Source organism: Leptospira licerasiae serovar Varillal str. VAR 010, from assembly GCF_000244755.1.
GTDB classification, from domain to species: Bacteria; Spirochaetota; Leptospiria; order Leptospirales; family Leptospiraceae; genus Leptospira_B; species Leptospira_B licerasiae.
The window spans coordinates 451966-472623 of record NZ_AHOO02000013.1 but is presented as its reverse complement, the minus strand read 5'-3'; the positions used below and the strand labels follow the sequence as shown (position 1 = coordinate 472623).

Here is a 20658-nt window from a genome sequence, read left to right as displayed (position 1 = left end):
CATGAAATATAAAGGAATGGTATGGAAAATCCTAGTAACCTTACTGGTTTTTTCCTTTGCGACTAATCTAACAGCAAAAAGTTCGGCGGAAGCTTTGAAATATTTAAACGAACTAACCGATCCGATAGATAAAATATCGGCAGATCGTTTATCATACATCCAAGCTTTGGCACATAGTAATAGCAAACAAGACAAGGAAGCCAAAAGAACCGCTATCATTACCTCTGTGGAAAAAGCCTTATTGAACGCAAACCAGGCCACAAAATACGATGGAAGCTCCGACCTAAAAGACGCAGTCATCAAGTATCTAAATGTATATTATACAGTTTTGAGAGAAGATTACGGAAAGTTAGTCGATCTAAAAGAAGCCGCAGAACAATCCTACGATGCAATGGAAGCCTACATGCTCGCAGAGAAGAAAGCAGGTGAAAGATTACATGAGGCGGCCGAAAAATTCGAAAAGGAACAAAGAGTTTTTGCGAAGGACAATGACATCACTCTTTACGAAAGTAAAGATAGAATGAGTCAATTATTGAAAAAATCAGGCGAGGTAATGAATTATAAAGACGAAATCTACTTAATCGACTTCAAACCTTATAAACAAGAAATTTATTTATTACAAGCTCTCAAAGACCAAGACGTAAAGGCTATCGAACAAAATAGAGAAACACTTTTAAAGTATGCAGAAGAAGGTCTTAAATTGTTGGATAAGGTTGTCCCTTATGAGGGAGATTCATCCTTGATCCAGGCATGCAAAAACAACCTGAACTTCTATAAGACGGAAGCAAAAGAGCAGATCCCTACTCTAATCGAATACTACATGAAAGAAGCTCGTTTCGAAGCATACAAAAAGAAATTTAACGAAAAAGAGCCGAAGGATCGCACTCAAGAGGATGTAGACACGCATAATAAACTTTTGGCAGAAGTAAACTCGTTAGTACCTACTTATAACAAGATAAACCAAACCCTGAACAAGCAGCGAGGCATATTGATAGAGCAATGGAACAAGTCCAATAAAAACTTCTTATCCAAGCATGTTCCGAAAAAGTAATTTGACCGAGAGTTCGAACTTTAATTGGTAGAAGAAAAGAATTTCTATTTCTCTCTGCCAATTACTTTCAAGTTTCGCTTAAGCTGGAAATAGGAGATCCTACTGACTGCGGAATCCTTAAAGTATGTTTTGAATTCATTTTCATCCAGATCCGAGAGATTTTCTTTTTTGAATAGATCTCGGATCTTAAATTCAGCTATCTCAGTTTTCCAGCCCTTCTTACGCGCCTTAACCTGATTCCAAGGACAAATCTCTTGGCAAATATCGCATCCGTAGACCCAACCATGTAGAGAGTCAACACTCTCGGATCTATCTTCTATCGTTTTATATGAAATACATTTTCGTGCGTCGATCTTATAAGGTTCCAAGGCTCCTGTTGGACAAGAATTAATACATGCAGTACAAGTCCCGCATCTGTCCTTTGCTTGGATGGAAGCAAAACGGAGAGGAAAATCCGTAAATATTAAGCTAATAAAAAAGAAGGAACCGTATTCTTCGTGGATCAAATTCGTATTTTTCCCGATCCAGCCAAGACCGGCTTCTCTTGCCAAAATTTTTTCAGGAACAGGAAGAGAATCCACTCCCTGTCTGAACTTTTGGTTCGGAAACTTCTTCCTTAAAAACTCCAATAGGCCGGACGCTTTTTTCCGAAGAACGGAATGATAATCTTCTCCCATCGCATATCTGGAAAATCGGTAAGGCAGATCCAAGTTTTCATATTCGGGATCGTTATATAAAGCGCCTAACGCGATTACCGATTGTGGCTTGAATCCTAATCCGTCCAATTCCAGTCTAAGATTCATGTTTTTAGGATACCAATCCATATTTCCATGACGGCCTTCTTCGACCCAATGGAGAATATTCTCCTTGTCCTCGGACGGAACGGAAGCCGGTCCAACTCCGAATAATTGGAAACCGTTCGTCTCTGCGATATTTTTCAGTTCGTCCAGAAGTTCTTTACTTTCAAGAAGCATATCGTATTCTTTCTTTATGCAGGAAGGAGAAGAAACATCCTTACTTTCTCTATCCGGAGGAATTCCTCTCCAGGAACTTTTAAGCGCGGCAAAAGAAGCTGGCCTCGATCTTCCGAAAGAAAGGACAAGACCGTTAGGCAGGATCTTACTCGCAGGACTTTTAGGAGCGCTGCGAGGATTTGAAGAAAGAGGACTTTCTCCCTTCTTACCCACTCATAAATACATCTTTGCAGAGATCGTTTCGGATTTAACCGACGCCTATTCTATTCTATCCCAAGAATCGAATGAAAAAATGATTTTACAAGCAGCTTGCGACTTTGGGATCAAAAAAGTATATCATCTGGAATGGAAGTTATACTCCTCCCATGACCTATTCTGAATTCAAATCGCAAAAAATATAATAGCAGAGAAGGATACAAGAACTACCGCTTCCAGAAGTCCTGCTCCGAAATTTTGATCCCTTTCAATCTCTTCCTTTAATGTAGAGCCGGGCAGCACAACCCAGTCTGCAAAAAAATGTAAAATAGGAATAATGATAAAAGCAAGTCCCAAATCTAAAAGTAATAAGATCCCAGTTTGGTACAAGGATTCAAATTCTCTAAACAATGCTCTTGTGAGTAAGATCCCGATCGCAAGTAATGCCCCGGCAAATGCTGTTCCCGCTGCCAGATTCTGCTTTTCTTCCAACTCTAATCTAAGTTTATAAGGGATCCAAAGTTTATAATAAACTGAAAATAGGACCATCCCTATCTGGCCCACCGAGAAAAAAATTACGGAAATAATCGATCCAATGATCGTCTTTTCTACAAGCGGGGAAACTGCTATGCCTAATCCTTGTGGAAATACCTTCTCTCCAATATCTCCATTCAATGCAGCAGCTATAAAAAAGGAGCTGGCGATCGTTCCTCCGAATAAAACGGAAGCCACAGCTAAGTTCCTTTTTTCGTAAATTTCTTCGATTGCGTCTATTCCGCCTAAGATCAATCCGTCGTTGATCTTTTGGGAAAGAAGAAGAAGTAACACTCCTAAGATCGAAAAGGAAGACACTTGAAAAAGATCTCCGAGTAGATCTCCTTTTTCTCCAGGATGGGAAACTATAGTGATAAATAATATAATGACCCCGATATAGTAACCGGATAAACTTAAAGCGAGAGCACTATTATCGGATTTTACTAATTCCTCGTCCAGCTTGCGAGGTTCCGTCCAGTCTTTCAGTTTTTTGCCGATGTAGAAGACCAAAAAGCCTAAAACGAAAAAAGCGAGATCCTTACCTAGTAAAGAAATATATTTCCAAACGAAATCCATGCACGACAGATTACTATGCTTGGGTTAAAATTTCATAGCCTTTTTCAGTAACAAGAATGGTATGTTCGAACTGAGCGGACCATTTTCCATCCTTCGTAGTCACAGTCCAACCGTCCTTTTTAGAAAAGATAACTTCCCAAGTTCCTAAATTCACCATTGGTTCTATAGTGAATGTCATTCCCGGTTCTAATTTGGCTAGTTTACGGCCGGAGCGATAATGAGGGATTTGAGGTTCTTCGTGGAAGCCTCTTCCTATTCCGTGGCCCATCAGGTCTCTGACTATCCCGTATCCTTTAGGGGTCAGATAATCGTCGATCGCATTTGCTATATCGCTTACACGATTTCCTGGTTTTACTTGTTCTATTCCGATCCACATGGCACGTTCCGCATCTTTAACTAAACGTTCCACTTCGGGAGAAGTTTTACCGCCTACGATAAAAGTACGAGAACTATCTCCATGATATCCATCTACGATAGGAGTCACGTCAACGTTGACGATATCACCTTCTTTCAGAACATCAATTGCCTTTGGGATTCCGTGGCAAACGACTTCGTTGATTGAAGTACAAACCGATTTCGGAAAACCTTTGTAACCTAGAGGTGCCGACTTACCTCCATGCTTCTTCGTGAACTCTTCGCAGAGATCATTGATCGCAAGAGTACTTATACCGGGTTGAATGAACCCGGATATATAGTCCAGAAGCGCGGCGGCTAATTTGCCCGCCGCCCTCATTTTCTCGATTTCAGTCTTGTTCTTGATGTAGATCAAGAATGGATTAGAAGTCGGTTGGTCTAACCGTAGTGCGTTTGTTCGCCTCGGTACGTTTTAAAGCATCGTCGATCAGTCCGTATAACTTTTCATTCAAGCCATCGACCGCGTCTCCGGAAGTCATAAAGCCTTTAGATTTGATATAAGCTTTTACCTTGCTTGCGACGATGAGGGTATCCTTTTCAGCGCTTTGAGCCATGGAATTCTTCCTCTTAACAGTAGTTTTCTTTTTTTGTACCATACGAACGAGCTTTGGGAGCCTCTCCTTATTCCATCCCGAGACTTTGCCGGAACGTGTCAAATTTACTGTGATACGTTTCCAGATGCCTCGAAAAAAGGAATCATTTTCGGAATGCTGCCCTACAATTTCAGTTTTTTATTAAAAACGAAAGGATCTCCCTATGAAATTTTTTGCATGTCGTATAATACAAGTGGGAACGAGACATATTGGGGAAAAACATTGGGGTCAAGAAAAAAATCATCCCTTTTTCACCGTCTCGTTTTGAATGATAGTTTGGACCAAAGAAGTTTCGAGCCCTAATTTTTCAGCGATCGTCTCGGGTTGCCAATGGAAATTGTGAAATAAATTCAACACAGTTGCTTTCTTTCTAGCGACTAAGGGATCTTGGCCTTGAGCCTTACCGGACTTTCCCCCTCCGGTCTTAGACATATTGGTTTGGACAACATCCATGAACGTAGAAAGTTTTTCGAAGGTATCTTCTGCTTCAGAGAGTAGACTTTCTAGGTCGTCCTTAACCGATAGAGCACCTTCTTTCATATCGTCTAACCTTTGCTGAAGAGTGCTGATCTGTTTATGACGCTCTCCTAACTCAGACATCAGGTCTTCTATCTTATCGAACTTAGCTTCTACCGACAGGATCTCTTCTTTTCTACCTGCAAGAGTCTCTAGTCTATCGTCCGTTTTTTTAAGAGTTTCTGCGACTTCTCTTTCTCTAGCTTCTATTACGGAGATCTCTTTTTCCATCTCGCGTATCTTTTGGGCTAACTTAAATGAATTCTCTTTGTGACCTTGGCTGTCCTGATCAAGCTGCTTGATCTCTTCTCTAACGGAGACTACTCTGCCTAGACGATCTTCTAGATCCAAGAAGCGGGATTCCATTTCGAATGCCCTTTCTCCAGCTTCCACAAGCTTGCGATGAGTATCGTTCCAATGAGAAGATTCTTCCATGATCCTTTCGAATTCTTCTTTTAAGACTTCCGCTTTCTCTTCTATGGAAAGGATTTCCGCACTTCTCTCTTCTGCCTGAGAAATACGAGTTTCCAGATCTTCCTGTACTTTTTTGATCCGAACTAAGTTTTGGTCCAGATCCTCGTAGGTTTTTTCCGTATGATTTGCATCTTCTAGAGCTTCTTTCATCTCCGAGACGAATTCTTCGGAACGTTCTATAATTTCTTTTACATCTAAGAAGAGAGCGGAACGTTTCTCCGCATCCAGTATCCTTTCCGAGATCTCGTCCACGGAAGAGCGCAGTTTTTCCGCTTCTTCTTCCAGCTCGGAGAAAAGGGAACGTTTTGCATCTTGGATCTCTTCTAGATCTTTGCGAAGATCTATTTGGAGCACACGATATTCTTTCTGTGCCTTTTGGAATTCTTCTCTTCCGGTTTTTAGGAATTCTTCCGAAGATTCTTCGGTTTCTTTCAGGAGATATTTTACCTGATTTTGGAATTCCTTCATCTGGCTTTCGCTTTCTTTGATCCCCGAATCTAAAGCTTCTTCCAGATGTCGTTTAACATCCGCTAGATGTTTTGCGATCCTTTCTTCCAATTGGCTAAGTTGGATCTGACCTTTATCTAAAAGTGCGGACAATTGCCTGTTGATCTTGGAATCGATCGTATCGTTGAGACGGTCTATTTTTTCTTCCTGTCTTTCAAAGAAGTCTTGGCCGGATTCTTTCAGTTTGTCCAGAACGACTCTTGCCTGCTCTCCCGCTTTTTCCAGTTGGGATTCGGTGGAAGTACGGATCTTCTCCGCTTGCATTTCTAAAAGTTTTTCGTTCTTGCGTAAAAGATTTTCGAATCTTTCTCCCGCCGCGGAATATTCGACTTTTACGTTTTCTACGCTTGTGATCGCTTCCGCTTTCAGGTCTTTAAAACGAGAAACAAGCTCCTCTCTGACCTCGTCTCCCTCTTTCTGGAAGTTCGCCTTATATTTAGATACGAATTCTTCGATCTTATCTTTTTGTTCCGCATAAGATTTGGAGAATTCTTCCAGATATTCCGCGCCTTTAAAATGGATCTGCCCCAGTCTTTCTTCCAATCCACGGATCGCATCCATGGTATGGTTTTTCTGGGATTGTACTTCTTCTTCCCAAGAACGAGAGAAGTGTTCGAATCTTCTGTCCATTTTGCGGAACTCGTCTTCGATAGAAAGACCGATCTCGCTTACCTTAGATTCCGCTTCCCCTAAAATATCTCCTGCAGTTCCTTCCAGAGCTTCTCGGATATCTTTTACATAGGAATCCATTTCCTTCATCCTAGTCGAGACCTGGACGTCGAAAATTTTTACATTCTCTCTAATCGAATCCCATTCGGAACGGAAACGTTCTGAATGGGAAGCGTGCAATGCCCCTACTTCCTCTTCTAAAGAAACTTTTAGTTCCTTAACGGAAGCATCTATCTCTTTCATTCGAGTGGAAATTTGAGAAGAATAGTCCTTAACTTTTTCCTGAATCGTTTCCCAGTCCGCACGGAATTTTTCCGCCTGAGAGTGTTGGAGTACTTTTAGTTCTTCTTCCAAGGATTCTCTGACTTGGTCCAATTTGAGTTTGGATTTTCTTTCTTCTTCCGAGCGAGACGATTCTAAAGCGGAATGGAATTCTTTTAGTCCGGAAAGGATTTCTTTTCTAAGATCTTCCGCTTCTATTCTTAGACTGCTGGAAATACGATTGAATTCGTCTTCGAAAGAATCTATCTGACGCATCAGATCCGCTTTACGTGAATCCGCTTGCTTGAGTAATTTGTTCTCAGCTTCCAAATATTTTTCTTGGAAGATATTGATAGAGTCGTTGATCCCTTCTGCTTGGCGTCTGGTTTCGTTTAAGATCTCGTCGCGTCTAGTAAGCGTTTCGAGGCTCATTCCTTCTATTTCTTTACGAATGGCTTCTATCTCTATTCGAACTCCGTTTAAGAACGCTTCCTTAGAATGAACTACTTGTTCTAATACTTGATCGTACTTTTGGCGAATGACTGATTCATTATGGGAGAAGGTTTCCTCCAATTTACGATCCGCAAGCTCTGCCTTCTCATCCACTCTAGTTTCTAAACGATCGATTTTTTCGGATACGGATAAAAATGCCGTCTGCATACGATCTGTTCTTGCATCCAGATCTTCTTCTTTTGCTTTTACAGATTCCAGAAGAGACTGAACTTCTTCTCGAGCGTTATCTACTTTGCCTACGGTTTCATGATATAATGACTTGGTTTGGGCTTCTAATCTTTGGCGGAAAGCTTCTCCCAATTCTTCCAAACCGGATTCGATTCGATCCGCTTTGACTTCTAATAATCCTTCTAACTCTACGATTTTAGAGGCGAGTGATTGAAGGATATCATCCGAACGGAAATTAAGTTTTTCTTGGAATGCTTCCAGAAGAACTTCTGCCTCGGAACGAAGTTCTTGGATACGATTTCCGATCCCGGATACTTCTTTTTTGCCCAGCTCCAATCTTTGCAATCCGTCTTGGATGGATTGGGACTCTTGGCGAATGTCAGAAGAAAGATGAACTACTTCTTTAAGATCTAATGTAACCGCGTTTAAAAAATCCCGATTGGAACGGATTGTTTCCAGTAATTGCCTGGATTCTTCGTTCAGACCTCTTACCTCTTCCGCAAGTTTTCTGGTTTGTTTTAAACTGATCTCCAGTTCTATTCCGGAATCTTTTACGGATTGGATTTTTTCCAGGGCGATCTCTTGTAATTCTTCCTGGAGTTTGCCAGTATATCTTTTGATCTGGCTGAGCTTATAATTCGACTTGTCCATCCTACGAAGAAGGATAGTAATGCCTACACTGGCTAAAAAGGGTAAAAGAAGTTCTAGGCCCATACTTAGAGTTTCACGAAGATTCGATGAAGAAAACCCTTCAAAGAATTATGTCGCATCAAATGGATAGGAATACTCGCGAGCAGGGGAATAAATCAAGAATTATTTCTCCAATCCCCAAAAAAAGGCCGTATACGGCATTTGCAGGCATTTATGACGGAGTCATGAAACGGGCACCTTACCTGGACTGGGCGAAGATGATTTTGGAATCTTACCAGATCGGAACCCAGAAAATCCATCCAAAAATCGCATTGGATTTGGGCTGCGGAACCTGCAAAATTTGGAAATTTTTTCCCGAATCCACGGAACTTTGGGGAATCGACAATTCGCCTGAAATGCTTCAAATCGCCGATTCTCAGCAAATCAGAGGGGTTCGTAAATTAGGAGACCTTCTCTCCTTCCCAAAATTGAACAAATCCTTTGATCTGATTTTCTCTGTGCATGACACTCTAAATTATTTCCAAAGAGAGGAAGAACTTTCCCAAGTATTTGCCCAAGTTTCCAGTGTTTTGGAGAAGAATGGGGTCTTCTTTTTCGATGTAAGCACCTCCGAAAATTTTCGAAAAAATTTCCAGAATAAGGTCCTAAAGGAGACCCATGGGAAGACCAAACTCGTTTGGAAGAATGAATTTGATCCTAAAACTTCCGTTTTAAAGACCAGTTTGGAATTTTCCGGACCTGGGATTTCAGAACTGGAGGAACATTATCATCGGGCTTATCCGCTCGAAACTTGGTCGAAGAACCTACAAAATTCAGGTCTCGAAATTTTGGGGATAGGCTCGGATTATGAGTCCTGGGAAATTATTCCAAAGGCGAATTATTGGAATTTTATGTGCCGAAAGATCTGACCCACTTGTTTCGATATATAGGACCCGAGTCCATCTCCGTTTTATTGTTGGGATGGTCCGATTTTAGGAGTCTATTTCATTAAACAAAGGGTGCTATGGCCAAATTAACGATACAAAATAAACACGGAATCGTTCGTTTCGAAAATCAACTTCTGGACGGATACGAAAAAGTTTTCGATGAGATATCGGAACAGGCTTCCAGGGCACATATCCAAAACTTAACCTTGGATATGACTCCTACAAAAAAAATCACTTCTAGCGGCGTTGCAAAGCTACTCACTCTTAGAAACCTTTTGGATCATTTTGGAGTAAAATTAGAGGTGGTGAATCTTCAACCTGCTCTAATGGATGTTCTTAGAAAATTCAAAGTGGACGCTATGCTCCGGATCAGAGCATAATCCTCTCGGGAAAAAAAGTTGCATAGGCCCTTAGTCCCGAAAGAATAACTTTCGTGGCTTCTCTTCAGGTATCCGATCTTTCAAAATCCTATTTCGGGAAGGTCGCGATATCCAATCTAAATTTTTCCATCCCCAAAAATAGGATTACCGGTCTGCTTGGACCGAACGGTGCAGGTAAAACAACTGCGCTCAGGATACTCACCGGATTTGTTCAGCCTGACACAGGTTCCGTTCTCTTAGACGGAGTCTCTTTAGAAAAAGATCCCAATCTTATAAAACAAAGGTTAGGCTATCTTCCCGAGTCTTCCACTATCTATCCGGATATGACTGTGGGAGAATATTTGGATTTTATAGGAAATGCGAGAGGAATGGAATCCTCATTCCTCAAAAAAAGAAAGAAAGAAGTATTAGAAATTTGTGATCTAAGATCCCAAACTTTCTCTTTAGCCGGTATTTTGTCCAAAGGAACAAGGCAAAGGTTGGCATTAGCAGGTGCATTACTTCACGATCCTGATTGGATCGTTTTAGACGAACCAAGCTCCGGTCTGGATCCTATACAAATCTCTCATTTTAGGGAGTTACTACGAAATTTAGGAAAAGATAAGATAGTTCTATTATCCACTCATATACTCTCTGAAGTGGAAGAAACCTGCGATCATGCATTGGTCTTGCATAAAGGAAACTTAGTCGCGGACCTTCCTGTTTCGGAATTTAAAAGATCGGATTCCGTACTATTAACTGCAAAAACAGAAAAAGAAACTCTAGAAAAAGTATTAGAAGGTAAAAATGTACAAATCTTATCTTCTGAAAAAGAAGGAGAATATACAAAGTTCAGATTGGAATCTTCTTCACTCAAACCGGAGGAGATCTTCGAACTGATCCGAAAAGGGTCTTTTGCCATTTTAGAATATAAGATCTCCCAAAAGTCTTTGGAATCCGTCTTTCAGGATCTGGTTTCTAAATGATTATGAGGATCCCTTCTTTACCACCAGGCCTTACCGCAGTTTTTAAAAAAGAATGGGCCAGCTATTTTAATACACCGATAGGTTATGTTTTCTCTATACTATATTTATTCTTATCTTCTTTCTTATTCTTCTATGGTTTAGGAGAAGGTTCCTTCTGGGACAGAAAAGTAGCCGGAATGGAAGAATACTTTGTCTGGACTCCCCTCCTATTCGTAGTATTTGTACCTGCGATCACAATGAGGCTTTGGTCCGAAGAAAAACGATCCGGAAGTTTGGAGATCTTATTTACTTTGCCAATCTCCAAATGGGAAATAGTTGCCGCAAAGTTTCTAGCTGCCTGGGCATTTTTAGGATTCACCGTTTGTCTGAGCCTTAGCATCCCGTTTTTTATCTGGGCCTTCGGAGATCTGGATCTTGGGATAGTATTCGCGGGATACCTAGGTTGTTGGCTACTCGGCGGAGCGTATATCAGCCTAGGAATCTTTCTTTCTTCTTTCGGAAAAGATCAGATCAGTTCTTATATTCTAACCGTTCTTGTTTGCCTTTTCTTTTTCCTTTTAGGCACTCAGCCTGTCCTAAAATTTTTTGGCGGTGGGCCTTCTGCATTTGCATATTTATTCGCGCTATCCTCTCACTTTGAATCATTTCGTTTAGGAATATTAGATCTTTCGGATACACTTTACTTTTTTAGTTTTATCTCGGCAAATCTGGCCGGAAACGTTTTCTTTCTCAGGAGAAATTATCCATGAGAGAACTATTCCGTCCTTTATTAGAAATCTCTAAATCTCCTTGGTTCGGGTTAGGAAACGGGATACTACTCTTCATTTTGTTGAACAGTATTTTTTCCACAATCCCGTGCAAGGCGGATCTTTCCAGGTCCGGAAGATTCCAGATCACATCCAGCACTGCAAAAGTACTAAAAGAATTGGATGATCCACTTTATATAGATGCATTCTATTCCTCCGAGATCCCTGGAGAATATAAGGCAAGAGCTGAACTTAGCAAAGAACTCCTAAAAGAGATCTCTAAGATCGGAAAGGAAAATGTCCATATAAGATTTTATGATCCGTCCGTTTCGGAAGAGGATGCCAGAAAAGCAATGGAAGTCGGATTAGAACCTCAGATACTACAACAGACATCCAGAGACTCTGCTTCAGTCAAACAGGCTTTTATGGGGATCGTTTTGACCTTAGGCCAGAAAACGGAAGTTTTATCCTTTGCTTTCTTTACGGAAGATCTAGAATACCAGATCTTAAATTCAATCCGTAAAATGCAGAGACAAGATCAGGATTCAGGGATAGTTATTTTAAGATCACCTGGAAATTTTTCCGTCCAAGAACAAGGCTCTCCCAAAGACAGGATCGAAATTTTTGCAAGAAGAGTCCTAAGAGGAGAATATGGCCCGATCTTAGAATTGGATCTAGAAACGGAAGACCTTCCCTCTGGAACAGAAGTGGTTCTTTGGATAGGAGGAGGACATCTTTCTAAAGTCACAGAAAGAAAACTAGATAAATTTATTTTAGAAGGTGGAAGTTTACTTCTTCTAGCCAAAACGATGGAGTTCAAAGCGAACTCAGAAAGAGGAAGTTTCGGACTTCTTTCCGGAGATTTGGGAGCAGGACTCGCAGGGAAAAATCCGGATTCGGAAGAAATGGTCCGATTTTTTGAACATTACGGAATTCGAATTAACTATGACATTATCCTAGAGCCGGATCATTCTTTACCGATGGGCTCGGTGATCGAAATCGAACCCGGGGTTTTAGGAAAATATCCCTATCCGCCTTGGATCGTTCCTGACCAAAAATCTGGAACTTTAGACAAGCATAGTCCTTTTACCAAAAACCAGGAAAGTTTTTTAGTCCCTTGGTCTTCTAGTATAAACATTCTACCTGAAAAACAAAAAGAAGTTCAGTTTACCCCTTTAGCAAAAAGTGGACCGGAAGCGGAATCCAGAACGGAGCCGATTTCATTGGGAGAAAAACAGATCCTTTCCACTCCGATCCAAGCAAATGGCGGACCATTCGTATTAGGAGTTTATGCGGAAGGAAAATTTACTTCCTATTTCTCAGATTCCAAACAAGGTTCGAATAGCACAAAAACCGGACGAATTTTAGCATTCGGTTCTCCTTATTTAGTTTCGGATCTTCTAGCATTTCCGGAATTTTCGGAAATACTCAAAAACTCGAATATTCCATTTTTATTAAATTCTATCGATATACTCAAAGGAGAAACGGATCTTTTAGAAGTACGTTCCAAACAATCCGCAGTTTTAAAACTAAAACCCTTACCGTTCTTCTTAGAAACTTCGATCAGTTTATTTCATTTATTTTTGGTTCCCGGTTTATTGGCTCTTTACGCTTTTCGCAGGCTAAAAAGAAGGAACGGATGATGGATTTCTCGAGACTCAAGGACCTCCTACTCCGCACATTTGATGAATATCCGTATATTCTATTATTTTTTGGGAATATACTTTTGGCAGTTTTGCTTCTAATTGCAAAAGATCCTTGGGACTGGTTCAAAAAAACCTATCAAAATTCTGAATCCTTCTTCAAAATCACCCCGGAAGAAATACAAACGATTATCAGCGGGCGTAAAGGACAAGAAAGTATACTCAATCGTGATCTGGATGGATGGACGGTTCAGTTACCTTCTCGCTTAGTATTGCCTGGAGATTCCTCAAGGATCGAAGAATTGATCCAAACCTGTTTGCATTTACGCAAATTCACCCTACTCTCCGAATCTAATTCGGTCTCTAAGGAAGAATTCGGATTAGGGGGAGATGAGCCGGTATTAGAACTGAAGGATGTTTCCGGGAATTCTTTAGGAAAGATCCTGATAGGAGCTCCGGTTCGAAAAGGTTCCGGAACTTATATCTTAGACGAAAAAAATCAGATCTGGTTAGTTAAAGAAAATCTAAAGTCGGTAACAGGCGGAGGTAAGCTGGATTTTTTCCTAAGTAGATCCCTTGTTCCTCCCTTCCCTTCCAGAGAAAAAGTATCAGAGATCAAAATTTCAGGATTTTCTTCCATAAACTTTACTCTACACAAACAAGCTGAGAATTGGATCTTAGAGACTTCAGGCCAGCAGATCGGAGCTTCTTCCGAAGAAGTGGAAAACTATATACAAGAGATCAAAAAATTAAGCGCTGACGAAGTACTTTTAGAGAAGTCTGAAGAACTTTCTCTCGTTCCGAAAGATCGGGATTTTAAAATTGAGATCGTTACCTCGACGGATACTTATTCGGTTTCTCCGATAGGGATGACCAAGCTAGGGAGTTATGTTTTCCAAAGAGAGGGCCTAAGTTACAGATTGGTTTTAGATCCTTGGAACCTGGAAAGGATCCTTCAAAAGGATCTTGCTGACTTTTCCACCAGGTTCCTTTCTCCCTGAATAGCTCTGAATCAATGGTTGACACTCCGAGGGGATAAAAGTTTCCTTCCTTAATACCACAACCTTAAAAGGAATTCGTATGGCATTAATTGAAGAATTGGATCAGCAGGGGAATTTTCTATTTCGCTGGAGATCTTATATACCAGGATTTATTCTTCTTCTTTGTCTATACTCCTTAAGCAAGTTCGAATTTTTAGAAGATTCCTACGAGATCAATTTATACTATGCCGCAGCTTGTTTTGCAGTCAGCTTACTCGGCTTAGCGGTTCGTTGTTTTGTGATCGGTTACGCTCCAGCCCGCACTTCCGGTAGAAACACAAAAGAACAAGTGGCGGATGTAGTTAACCAAGAGGGAATTTATTCTCTTGTTCGCCATCCTCTTTACTTAGGAAATTTCCTAATGTATTTGGGACCGGTTCTTTACTTCAGAGACATTCCTTTACTCCTTGTATTCTCCCTATTTTTCGGGTTCTATTACGAAAGAATAATGTTTGCTGAAGAAAAATTCCTAAGAGATAAGTTCGGCCAAGACTATCTGAGCTGGGCGGACAAGATCCCTGCATTCATTCCTAAATTTTCAGGTTATGTAAAACCTAAACTCGGCTTCTCTTTCCGAAATATTCTAAAAAGAGAATATCCTAGTTTATTCGGGATTTTAGTGATTTTCGTATTATTCGATTACGCTGCAAGTTTTAAAGTAGGATTCGGAGATTGGAAAGAGCCTTGGGCAGTGATCACCGAGCCTCAGATCTGGGCGTTCGGAATTGGAGCTGCATTCTATACGATCGTTAGAGTGATCGTAAAGACCACTAAGTGGTTGGTGGTAGAAGGCCGTTAATTTTCGGCCTTCTACTTATTTTAAACGTTAGCTGTATATTCCAGATAAGATTTGAATTTTTCTCCGTCCTTGGTCAAAAAGATCGGGGTCGGATATTCTCTTTTTAAAGGAAGTAACGCGAAACCTTGGTCGTAAAAAACGATCTTTTCCACTTCATTCAGTTTATAGCTGAATTCGGAATTTTTTGCCTGGAAAGCGAATCCTCCCGGGATCTCACGAATACTTCCCTTACCCATTCTTCTAAAACCTTTTAAAGTTTCAGGTCGGATCTTCTCTTGTAATGCCTCATATGGTAATCTACCGGAAAGATCTAGGAATAATACTCCTTCCATAGACCATTCTTCTTCTTTAGGGATTCTAGGTTGGGTGCGCTCGGGCTCGGTTACCATTTCTAAAATTTCTCCCCTTTTTGTTTCGTCCCAAATCTCAGTTCCGAATTCTTCCGGATCGGGGACTTCCGATTCGGTTTTTTGAGATTCCATTCTCTGCCTTTCAGAAAGAGGACGGATCTTTCTCTCTTCTGCGAATGCCTGGTCCATTTGAGAATAGGTTTCCGAACGTCCCTGTTTTTTAAGAGAAGCTAATGTATCATAGGAAATTTTTTTCTCTTTCGCTGGAGGTAGGTTTCCTTTAGAGTATGAACCGGCGCTAAACTCTTTTTTAGAATTCGGCTGGAAGGAAACATAGATAAAGCAGAGTATCCCTACTAAAATGAGTGCTAAGGCAATATAGAGCATCATTATATGTATCTATCTAATTTCGCCGTTCCTGAAGCATTTTTCGGGCGGTTTTTCTCCTTTACAGATTCCAGGCGCAGGCGAGTCTTCCTTGTGAACGTAGTTTTATGACAAATCCAGACGGAATTTCAATTAGAGATATTTTATTCAAAGTCGGATCGGCAGTTTTTTTGGGGATTCTTGTCCTGATGCTGATCATCATGCTCTTAAAGCCAGATGTGGAACAAGTGGGCATAGACATGCTAGCCGGAAAGGCAAGCATTACTATGGGAAGCATTGACGACCAAAGCGTCCCTATCGATTCATTCAACGCAGCTAAAAGATTTTGTATCCAGATGTACCAAGGACAGGGCTCAGAGTCTCTTTGGGCCGACTGTGCCTTCCAATCTTTAAAAGGCCAATATATTTTCCGCAAGATCGGAAATTCAGTCGGTTTTACCATCTCAGAAGAATCCGAAAGAACAGCGTTATGGGAAGAAGCCAAAAGAGTTTCTAAAAATTCTCTCCAGGGTGCAGGATATTCTGAAGAAGACCTGAAAAAACCTGAAGAAATTTATCGTCAGTTCCTCCAGCAGGCACCGCTACGTTTCAGGATCGATTATAAAGTGTCCCAGGCCTTATTTCAAAATTTCCTTCCGACCGAGATCCGACGCACGGATGGAGAGCTAAACGTACTCTCCGAAGCTTCCGGAGCTAGAGTGGATTTGGATGCAGTTTTATACACGGAAGAAGATCTAGTCAAAGCTTCCGAAAGAAATCTGGAACCTACAGACGCTCAATTAAAAGAGCTCTATGACAAGGAATCCTTGGATCCCAATACCTTAAAAGGTAAAGATGGCAAGCCTGTGCCTTTCGAAGAAAGAAAAACTGTCCTTAGAAGTAAGTTCTTATTAGAAGCGCGTAAAAATGCCCTTGAGTCATTAAAAGCAAAACTAGTCTCACTCCAAAACGAGCCGGACGGTCTACAAAAGATCGCGACACTTTTAGGAAGACAGACTGTCTCTCTGAAAAACAAGTCCTTATCCGATCTGAAAAAGATCAGCGTTGGTAAAGATGTATTCTCCTTAAGCTCCGACAAAAAATTCTTACAGGATTTGAGCCTTCCAGGTTTAACCCAAAAGAAAAATATCGGACCTTATAGAGAGGGAGAAAAATACGCGATTGTTTCCTTCTCCGGAGTCAAATTAGGAACTCCCGATCCTTCATTCTTGAGAACCAGGGATAACGGCTCCTTACTCACTGCAATACTCATGGAAATTCCACAATCCCTAGAGGAAAGTATCAAAGTCGAACGAGCATCCGTCAGATCCGTTTCGGAGGAATAATGCAAATCCGCGCCGAGTTAGTAAACCCATTCCTGGAAGCAGCTACAATTGTCTTCCGGGATATATTGCAGACCGACCTGATCCGTGGAAAGATCGGGATCAAAGACACTCCTGAAACAACGTTAGAACTTGCGATCATCATCGGGGTCTTAGGAACGTTTAACGGAGAGGTAATCTACGGTCTGAACTACGACGCGGCTTATAAAATTTCCAAGAAACTTATGCCTGGAATGGGCGACGAAGATATCAAGAACGAATACAAAGATATTCTAGGTGAGATCGCAAACATGACTACCGGTAACGCGATGAATATTTTCGCAACTGCTGGTCAGTCGATTGAGATCACCGCTCCGAATATAGTCGATGCAAAGAACGAAACGATCAAGATCCCTAAAAAACAAGCTTTAGGGATCAGCCTATTTTCCAAATTCGGAAAATTAGAAGTAAACGTAGCCTTAAGTTAAAGATCGCTTTTTGCGAAAGATTCCATTTCCGTTCTCAAGGGGGAATACATCCCTTGAGATTCAGAAACGGACTTATCCAAATATTTTTTCAAAAAACGTTTCGCCCATTCTCCTTCTCCCGCCTTATAGCTGGATTTAAAAAGTAAATAAGCGCCTAGTTCTTTTTCTTCTCTCTGTCTTTTGAATTCTCTGGAATTTGTATCTTCCGCATTCGGAAAAGTTTTTCCGAACTGTTTCCAAAAATCCATCAGATAACTGCGTGCGTCGGAATATCTTCCCATTCTGAAAAGCATATCACCTAATTGTAATAAGGCTCTTGACCTGTATTCCCCTTCTCCTTCTGTTGCAGTCCTAAGGAGAATGGACTCTGCCTCCGAATTTTTGCCTTGGGCCCTAAGAGATCTTGCAGTTTCCAGAGAAGTTTTCCATCTGGAATCGTCTTCTGCCGGAGCTTCAGAATTCGGATCGGCAGCTTTTGTATTTTCTAATTTAGATAATTCTAATTTTGCTTGAGAACTCGCAACCCCTTCGGTAGAAGCGGCCTTACCGAATTCTTCTTTTGCCGCGTCTTTTTGGCCATTCCTCAAACGTAAAAGTCCTCTTTCGTAAGCGGCCCTACTCGGATCGGAGACTTCCTTCTTCTTGCCGTTTTTTTTATCTTTTCTTTCCGCAAGATTCGGAAGTTTAGTTTTCTTTTCTTTTACAGGTTCTATAACCGATTGTTTTGTTTCCGAGATTTTTGGCTCTTCGCCCGTAACAGTTGCATTTTCAGAAACTATACCAGATCCGGACTGTTCCGAGTTTTGTTCCGTAACTACTGAACTCGCATCAATCGGAGGAAGCGGCTCATCCGGAGAAGTTCCCCTGGAGGAAATATTACTCTCACCTAACTCCGGGATCGGTAGAGGAAAATCCGCCGCCAACTGATTCGTAAAAATAAGAATACTTAAAGAAATCAGAATATATTTCATCTTATTCCCCTCTTGGCCTTTGTTCCTTTCTGGGAGGACGGCTGAGTCTGGAATCTTCTTTTTCTACAGGAAGTTCTCTACTAGGTTGTTTTACGCTCGGTTCCAAACGTGGAGAATCGGACCCTTTGTCACTCGGACCTAAATTTTCCCGGGCAGGCCTTTCGTTTTCAGTAGGAAAGAAAACCCTGGAATCTCCATCTTTCATCTTAGAATTACGAATTGTGTCAGACTCTTCTAATTCAGGCTTGGGAGAAGTAGGTTCCGTCTTAGGTTTTTCCAAAGAATATCTTTCAATATCCAAGGAAGAACTTCCGGAATCCGAGTAAGAAGGATCGCTCCATCTAACATCCTTTCTTTTGCGGTTATATTCTCTTTCTATATCTTCTAAAAATAATGCCTTACGATCCAATTCTTTGGCCTGGTCTTCTTCTCCCGCCATTGCCAGACCTCTTTGGAAACTGAACCAACCTAAAACGATCGCTACCAGGACTGCCAAGCTGAGAGCCGCTGTTCCGATAGTTTTTACCACTTTTGGAGGGAGATTTCCCAGAACCTGGTCTATTGATACCCTGATACTGGTTAGGATGGAGAATGGGTTGAATGCCATAAGCTTACCCTAGGATCATCGGTCGTTTTGTCCGGATTTTCAAGGACATAATTTTGGAAAAAAGGAAGGGTTTGTAGTAACTTCGACGAACCGGGCCAGTCAGAAAATAGACAGTTTTCGGGTTTTTTCCTTCCTAAAGGCTTAAGTCTTTTTACAGGTTTTCGATTGTAAAAAATAGGATGGGACTTACTCTCCAACAACGGCCCCCCAGGATGAGCGACTCAATCCGCAATTTTACAGAATCACTATTAAAAGACATCGAAGAGAACGAAAACGGATTTTTCAAAGTGGAAAATCTGGACGGGCTCGCCTATCTCACCATCTTTCCCGCAGGAAAAAAAGGAAAAGAAGTAGAATATCGCGAAATTCTAAAACGTTTGGATGTATTTAAAATTTCGGGCGTTAGCGAAGAGGAACTCAAACGTATCTTAAAGACCAAAGATTCGGAACCTCATCTGATCGGAAAATGGCCTGGTAAACCGGAAGCGTCCAGTTTGGACCTAAAAATTTCAGAAGATAAAATGACGGTTCATGGGATACTACATCCGCCCAAATTCGGCGGAAAATTATTAACCAGAGACGAAATTCTTTCCCAGCTACAATCCAACGGGATCGTTTTTGGAATATTAGAAGAATCCATCCTCAAACTTTCTCAAGCGGAAGATTACGGAAAAAGAACTTTAGTCGCCCAAGGAGAACCTCCTATCCCTGGACAGGACGGAGATATTCGGATCTTATTCCAGCATCCAGGTACGCCAACTTTGGAAGAAGACGAATTCGGAAGAGTCGACTTCAAAAATATTCAAATCATCCAAAGTGTAAAAAAGAACCAGAAGCTTGCGGAAAAAATTTCTCCCTCTCCCGGTAAACCTGGGAAAAACGTAAAAGGAGAAGTTCTTCCATTCGAAGAAGGTAAACTAGCTGAATGGAAATTAGGTCCTAACGTTAAAATTTCAGAAGACGGAAATATAGTTCAGTCATTGATCGATGGGCGTCCAATACTAGATCGTTTTGGACTTATCCGAGTCGATGAGGTTTGTTTACTGGAGAATGTGGATTTCTCCACAGGGAACATTAATTTTCCGGGAACAATCATTGTAGAAGAATCCATTGCGGACGGTTTCACTCTCGAAACGGACGGTTCCATCATCGTAAAAAAATCTGTAGGAAAAGTTTTTCTAAAAGCGAAAGGAGACATTGTTCTTTCCGGCGGATTTATGGGAAGAAACGGCGGAATGATAGAATCAGGCTCCGACATCTATGCAAAATTCATAGAACAAGGAAAGATGATCGCTAAAAATTCCATCTTCATAGAAGAAGCAGCGATGCACTCCGAACTGATCGCAGGAGAATCCGTTGTGGTCAGAGGAGGAAGAGGAGAGATTATAGGTGGTCAATGTGTAGCTGGAAAAATGATCACCTGCACCAAATTAGGCGCCATCGTAGAGACCCGAACCGTTCTCAGTTGCGGTATGCCTCCGGAGCTTCTTTCCGAATTAGAGGATCTAAAATCTGAGATCCGAAAAAACCAAGATATATTAAAAAAAGTAGATACTAGTATCCAGAAACTAAGCGACGATTCCCAAAGAAGAAGTCTGAGCCCCGAAGAAAAAGATAGCCTACCTAAACTGCAGGCTATCCGCCAAAAGTACAGTTCCATCCTGGAAAATTTGTTTGCACAAGAACAATCTGCGATCCTTTCCTTTGATCCGGACAGAAATTCTTTTGTAGAAGTAGAAAGAGAAATTTTTCCGGGTGTGGAGGTGAACCTGGGTAGAAATAAAAAGTTCAGCGTAAAATTAAAAGAGATCCCGGGGCCTTCCTTCTTATACTTAGGAGGAGACGGACAAATCGCTCACTCTAAAGTTAAACCGAAACGACTGGGGCTTTTGCAGGAAGAATCATCGGAGTCCGAATCTATTTCAGATTAAAAAAAATCGTTTTAGCGGACTTTTGTTA

At 41.2% G+C, this 20658-nt stretch carries 20 protein-coding genes; 12 read left to right on the top strand and 8 right to left on the bottom strand.

Annotated features, from left to right (window positions below; all coding sequences use genetic code 11):
• The first annotated feature begins 1 nt into the window (after window position 1).
• The gene (locus LEP1GSC185_RS18105; protein WP_008592956.1) at window positions 2-1051 is read left to right on the top strand and encodes an LIC11966 family surface protein; all 1050 of its coding nucleotides are present in this window, start codon (window positions 2-4) and stop codon (window positions 1049-1051) included.
• Between the two features lie 44 nt (window positions 1052-1095).
• On the opposite strand, the gene queG is transcribed toward LEP1GSC185_RS18105, so the two are convergent.
• On the bottom strand, window positions 1096-2025 hold the full coding sequence (queG, locus tag LEP1GSC185_RS18100; protein WP_008592830.1) for a tRNA epoxyqueuosine(34) reductase QueG: 930 nt from the start codon (window positions 2023-2025) through the stop codon (window positions 1096-1098).
• Between the two features lie 16 nt (window positions 2026-2041).
• On the opposite strand from queG, the gene LEP1GSC185_RS18095 reads away from it, so the two are divergent.
• Window positions 2042-2404, top strand: a complete 363-nt coding sequence (locus tag LEP1GSC185_RS18095) for an LIC_11502 family protein (protein WP_008592439.1) — start codon at window positions 2042-2044, stop codon at window positions 2402-2404.
• A gap of 2 nt (window positions 2405-2406) precedes the next feature.
• Here LEP1GSC185_RS18095 and LEP1GSC185_RS18090 read toward each other — a convergent pair whose 3' ends face one another.
• From LEP1GSC185_RS18090 to LEP1GSC185_RS18075, 4 genes are all read right to left on the bottom strand, one after another.
• Complete coding sequence (locus LEP1GSC185_RS18090) at window positions 2407-3330, bottom strand: DUF350 domain-containing protein (RefSeq protein ID WP_008592605.1); 924 nt, start codon at window positions 3328-3330, stop codon at window positions 2407-2409.
• A gap of 13 nt (window positions 3331-3343) precedes the next feature.
• Complete coding sequence (gene map, locus LEP1GSC185_RS18085; RefSeq protein WP_008597167.1) at window positions 3344-4099, bottom strand: type I methionyl aminopeptidase; 756 nt, start codon at window positions 4097-4099, stop codon at window positions 3344-3346.
• A 7-nt stretch (window positions 4100-4106) separates the two neighbouring features.
• On the bottom strand, window positions 4107-4340 hold the full coding sequence (locus LEP1GSC185_RS18080) for a hypothetical protein (protein ID WP_010515511.1): 234 nt from the start codon (window positions 4338-4340) through the stop codon (window positions 4107-4109).
• A 237-nt stretch (window positions 4341-4577) separates the two neighbouring features.
• The gene (locus LEP1GSC185_RS18075) at window positions 4578-8159 is read right to left on the bottom strand and encodes a SpiroCoCo family coiled-coil protein (protein WP_008592218.1); all 3582 of its coding nucleotides are present in this window, start codon (window positions 8157-8159) and stop codon (window positions 4578-4580) included.
• A gap of 59 nt (window positions 8160-8218) precedes the next feature.
• Between LEP1GSC185_RS18075 and LEP1GSC185_RS18070 the strand changes: the two genes are divergently transcribed.
• From LEP1GSC185_RS18070 to lmtA, 7 genes are all read left to right on the top strand, one after another.
• On the top strand, window positions 8219-9004 hold the full coding sequence (locus tag LEP1GSC185_RS18070) for a class I SAM-dependent DNA methyltransferase (RefSeq protein ID WP_008592157.1): 786 nt from the start codon (window positions 8219-8221) through the stop codon (window positions 9002-9004).
• Between the two features lie 95 nt (window positions 9005-9099).
• Entirely contained in the window at window positions 9100-9402 is a 303-nt protein-coding gene (locus LEP1GSC185_RS18065) for an STAS domain-containing protein (protein ID WP_008592372.1), read from the top strand.
• A 53-nt stretch (window positions 9403-9455) separates the two neighbouring features.
• Window positions 9456-10367, top strand: a complete 912-nt coding sequence (locus LEP1GSC185_RS18060) for an ABC transporter ATP-binding protein (protein WP_008592877.1) — start codon at window positions 9456-9458, stop codon at window positions 10365-10367.
• Window positions 10364-11116, top strand: coding sequence for an ABC transporter permease subunit (locus tag LEP1GSC185_RS18055; protein WP_008592483.1), 753 nt, complete (start codon window positions 10364-10366; stop codon window positions 11114-11116). Before LEP1GSC185_RS18060 ends, LEP1GSC185_RS18055 begins: the two co-directional genes overlap by 4 nt.
• Window positions 11113-12756 (top strand): GldG family protein, encoded by a 1644-nt coding sequence (locus LEP1GSC185_RS18050; RefSeq protein WP_008592374.1) that lies wholly within the window; start codon window positions 11113-11115, stop codon window positions 12754-12756. Before LEP1GSC185_RS18055 ends, LEP1GSC185_RS18050 begins: the two co-directional genes overlap by 4 nt.
• A complete protein-coding gene (locus tag LEP1GSC185_RS18045) occupies window positions 12753-13757 on the top strand; it encodes a DUF4340 domain-containing protein (RefSeq protein ID WP_010515504.1) in 1005 nt (334 codons plus the stop codon). Before LEP1GSC185_RS18050 ends, LEP1GSC185_RS18045 begins: the two co-directional genes overlap by 4 nt.
• 79 nt (window positions 13758-13836) lie before the next feature.
• Window positions 13837-14595 (top strand): lipid A Kdo2 1-phosphate O-methyltransferase, encoded by a 759-nt coding sequence (gene lmtA / locus LEP1GSC185_RS18040; RefSeq protein ID WP_008593028.1) that lies wholly within the window; start codon window positions 13837-13839, stop codon window positions 14593-14595.
• A 20-nt stretch (window positions 14596-14615) separates the two neighbouring features.
• On the opposite strand, the gene LEP1GSC185_RS18035 is transcribed toward lmtA, so the two are convergent.
• The gene (locus tag LEP1GSC185_RS18035; RefSeq protein ID WP_008593020.1) at window positions 14616-15335 is read right to left on the bottom strand and encodes an LIC_11490 family protein; all 720 of its coding nucleotides are present in this window, start codon (window positions 15333-15335) and stop codon (window positions 14616-14618) included.
• A 167-nt stretch (window positions 15336-15502) separates the two neighbouring features.
• Here LEP1GSC185_RS18035 and LEP1GSC185_RS18030 point away from each other — a divergent pair, with 167 nt between their 5' ends.
• The gene (locus tag LEP1GSC185_RS18030) at window positions 15503-16657 is read left to right on the top strand and encodes a hypothetical protein (RefSeq protein ID WP_232298463.1); all 1155 of its coding nucleotides are present in this window, start codon (window positions 15503-15505) and stop codon (window positions 16655-16657) included.
• Window positions 16657-17121 carry a chemotaxis protein CheX gene (locus tag LEP1GSC185_RS18025; RefSeq protein ID WP_008592074.1) on the top strand — a complete coding sequence of 155 codons (465 nt, stop codon included), beginning with the start codon at window positions 16657-16659 and terminating at the stop codon, window positions 17119-17121. Before LEP1GSC185_RS18030 ends, LEP1GSC185_RS18025 begins: the two co-directional genes overlap by 1 nt.
• On the opposite strand, the gene LEP1GSC185_RS18020 is transcribed toward LEP1GSC185_RS18025, so the two are convergent.
• Complete coding sequence (locus LEP1GSC185_RS18020) at window positions 17118-18092, bottom strand: tetratricopeptide repeat protein (protein WP_008592277.1); 975 nt, start codon at window positions 18090-18092, stop codon at window positions 17118-17120. The two genes, LEP1GSC185_RS18025 and LEP1GSC185_RS18020, sit on opposite strands and share 4 nt — an antisense overlap.
• A 1-nt stretch (window position 18093) precedes the next feature.
• Window positions 18094-18699 (bottom strand): LIC_11485 family protein, encoded by a 606-nt coding sequence (locus LEP1GSC185_RS18015; protein ID WP_008592602.1) that lies wholly within the window; start codon window positions 18697-18699, stop codon window positions 18094-18096.
• Window positions 18700-18911: 212 nt separating this feature from the next.
• Between LEP1GSC185_RS18015 and LEP1GSC185_RS18010 the strand changes: the two genes are divergently transcribed.
• On the top strand, window positions 18912-20630 hold the full coding sequence (locus LEP1GSC185_RS18010; RefSeq protein WP_008592381.1) for a DUF342 domain-containing protein: 1719 nt from the start codon (window positions 18912-18914) through the stop codon (window positions 20628-20630).
• The last annotated feature ends 28 nt before the right edge of the window (window positions 20631-20658 follow it).

What these genes read in the sequence shown, in the direction of transcription:
- LEP1GSC185_RS18055 (WP_008592483.1), top strand. Translation starts at nt 10,364, where the DNA reads ATGATTATGAGGATCCCTTCTTTACCACCAGGCCTTACCGCAGTTTTT.
- LEP1GSC185_RS18105 (WP_008592956.1), top strand. Translation starts at nt 2, where the DNA reads ATGAAATATAAAGGAATGGTATGGAAAATCCTAGTAACCTTACTGGTT.
- LEP1GSC185_RS18075 (WP_008592218.1), bottom strand. Translation starts at nt 8,159, where the DNA reads ATGGGCCTAGAACTTCTTTTACCCTTTTTAGCCAGTGTAGGCATTACT.
- LEP1GSC185_RS18045 (WP_010515504.1), top strand. Translation starts at nt 12,753, where the DNA reads ATGATGGATTTCTCGAGACTCAAGGACCTCCTACTCCGCACATTTGAT.
- LEP1GSC185_RS18070 (WP_008592157.1), top strand. Translation starts at nt 8,219, where the DNA reads ATGGATAGGAATACTCGCGAGCAGGGGAATAAATCAAGAATTATTTCT.
- LEP1GSC185_RS18095 (WP_008592439.1), top strand. Translation starts at nt 2,042, where the DNA reads ATGCAGGAAGGAGAAGAAACATCCTTACTTTCTCTATCCGGAGGAATT.
- LEP1GSC185_RS18090 (WP_008592605.1), bottom strand. Translation starts at nt 3,330, where the DNA reads ATGGATTTCGTTTGGAAATATATTTCTTTACTAGGTAAGGATCTCGCT.
- LEP1GSC185_RS18080 (WP_010515511.1), bottom strand. Translation starts at nt 4,340, where the DNA reads ATGGTACAAAAAAAGAAAACTACTGTTAAGAGGAAGAATTCCATGGCT.
- LEP1GSC185_RS18065 (WP_008592372.1), top strand. Translation starts at nt 9,100, where the DNA reads ATGGCCAAATTAACGATACAAAATAAACACGGAATCGTTCGTTTCGAA.
- lmtA (WP_008593028.1), top strand. Translation starts at nt 13,837, where the DNA reads ATGGCATTAATTGAAGAATTGGATCAGCAGGGGAATTTTCTATTTCGC.
- LEP1GSC185_RS18010 (WP_008592381.1), top strand. Translation starts at nt 18,912, where the DNA reads ATGAGCGACTCAATCCGCAATTTTACAGAATCACTATTAAAAGACATC.
- LEP1GSC185_RS18015 (WP_008592602.1), bottom strand. Translation starts at nt 18,699, where the DNA reads ATGGCATTCAACCCATTCTCCATCCTAACCAGTATCAGGGTATCAATA.
- LEP1GSC185_RS18050 (WP_008592374.1), top strand. Translation starts at nt 11,113, where the DNA reads ATGAGAGAACTATTCCGTCCTTTATTAGAAATCTCTAAATCTCCTTGG.
- queG (WP_008592830.1), bottom strand. Translation starts at nt 2,025, where the DNA reads ATGCTTCTTGAAAGTAAAGAACTTCTGGACGAACTGAAAAATATCGCA.
- LEP1GSC185_RS18020 (WP_008592277.1), bottom strand. Translation starts at nt 18,092, where the DNA reads ATGAAATATATTCTGATTTCTTTAAGTATTCTTATTTTTACGAATCAG.
- LEP1GSC185_RS18035 (WP_008593020.1), bottom strand. Translation starts at nt 15,335, where the DNA reads ATGATGCTCTATATTGCCTTAGCACTCATTTTAGTAGGGATACTCTGC.
- LEP1GSC185_RS18025 (WP_008592074.1), top strand. Translation starts at nt 16,657, where the DNA reads ATGCAAATCCGCGCCGAGTTAGTAAACCCATTCCTGGAAGCAGCTACA.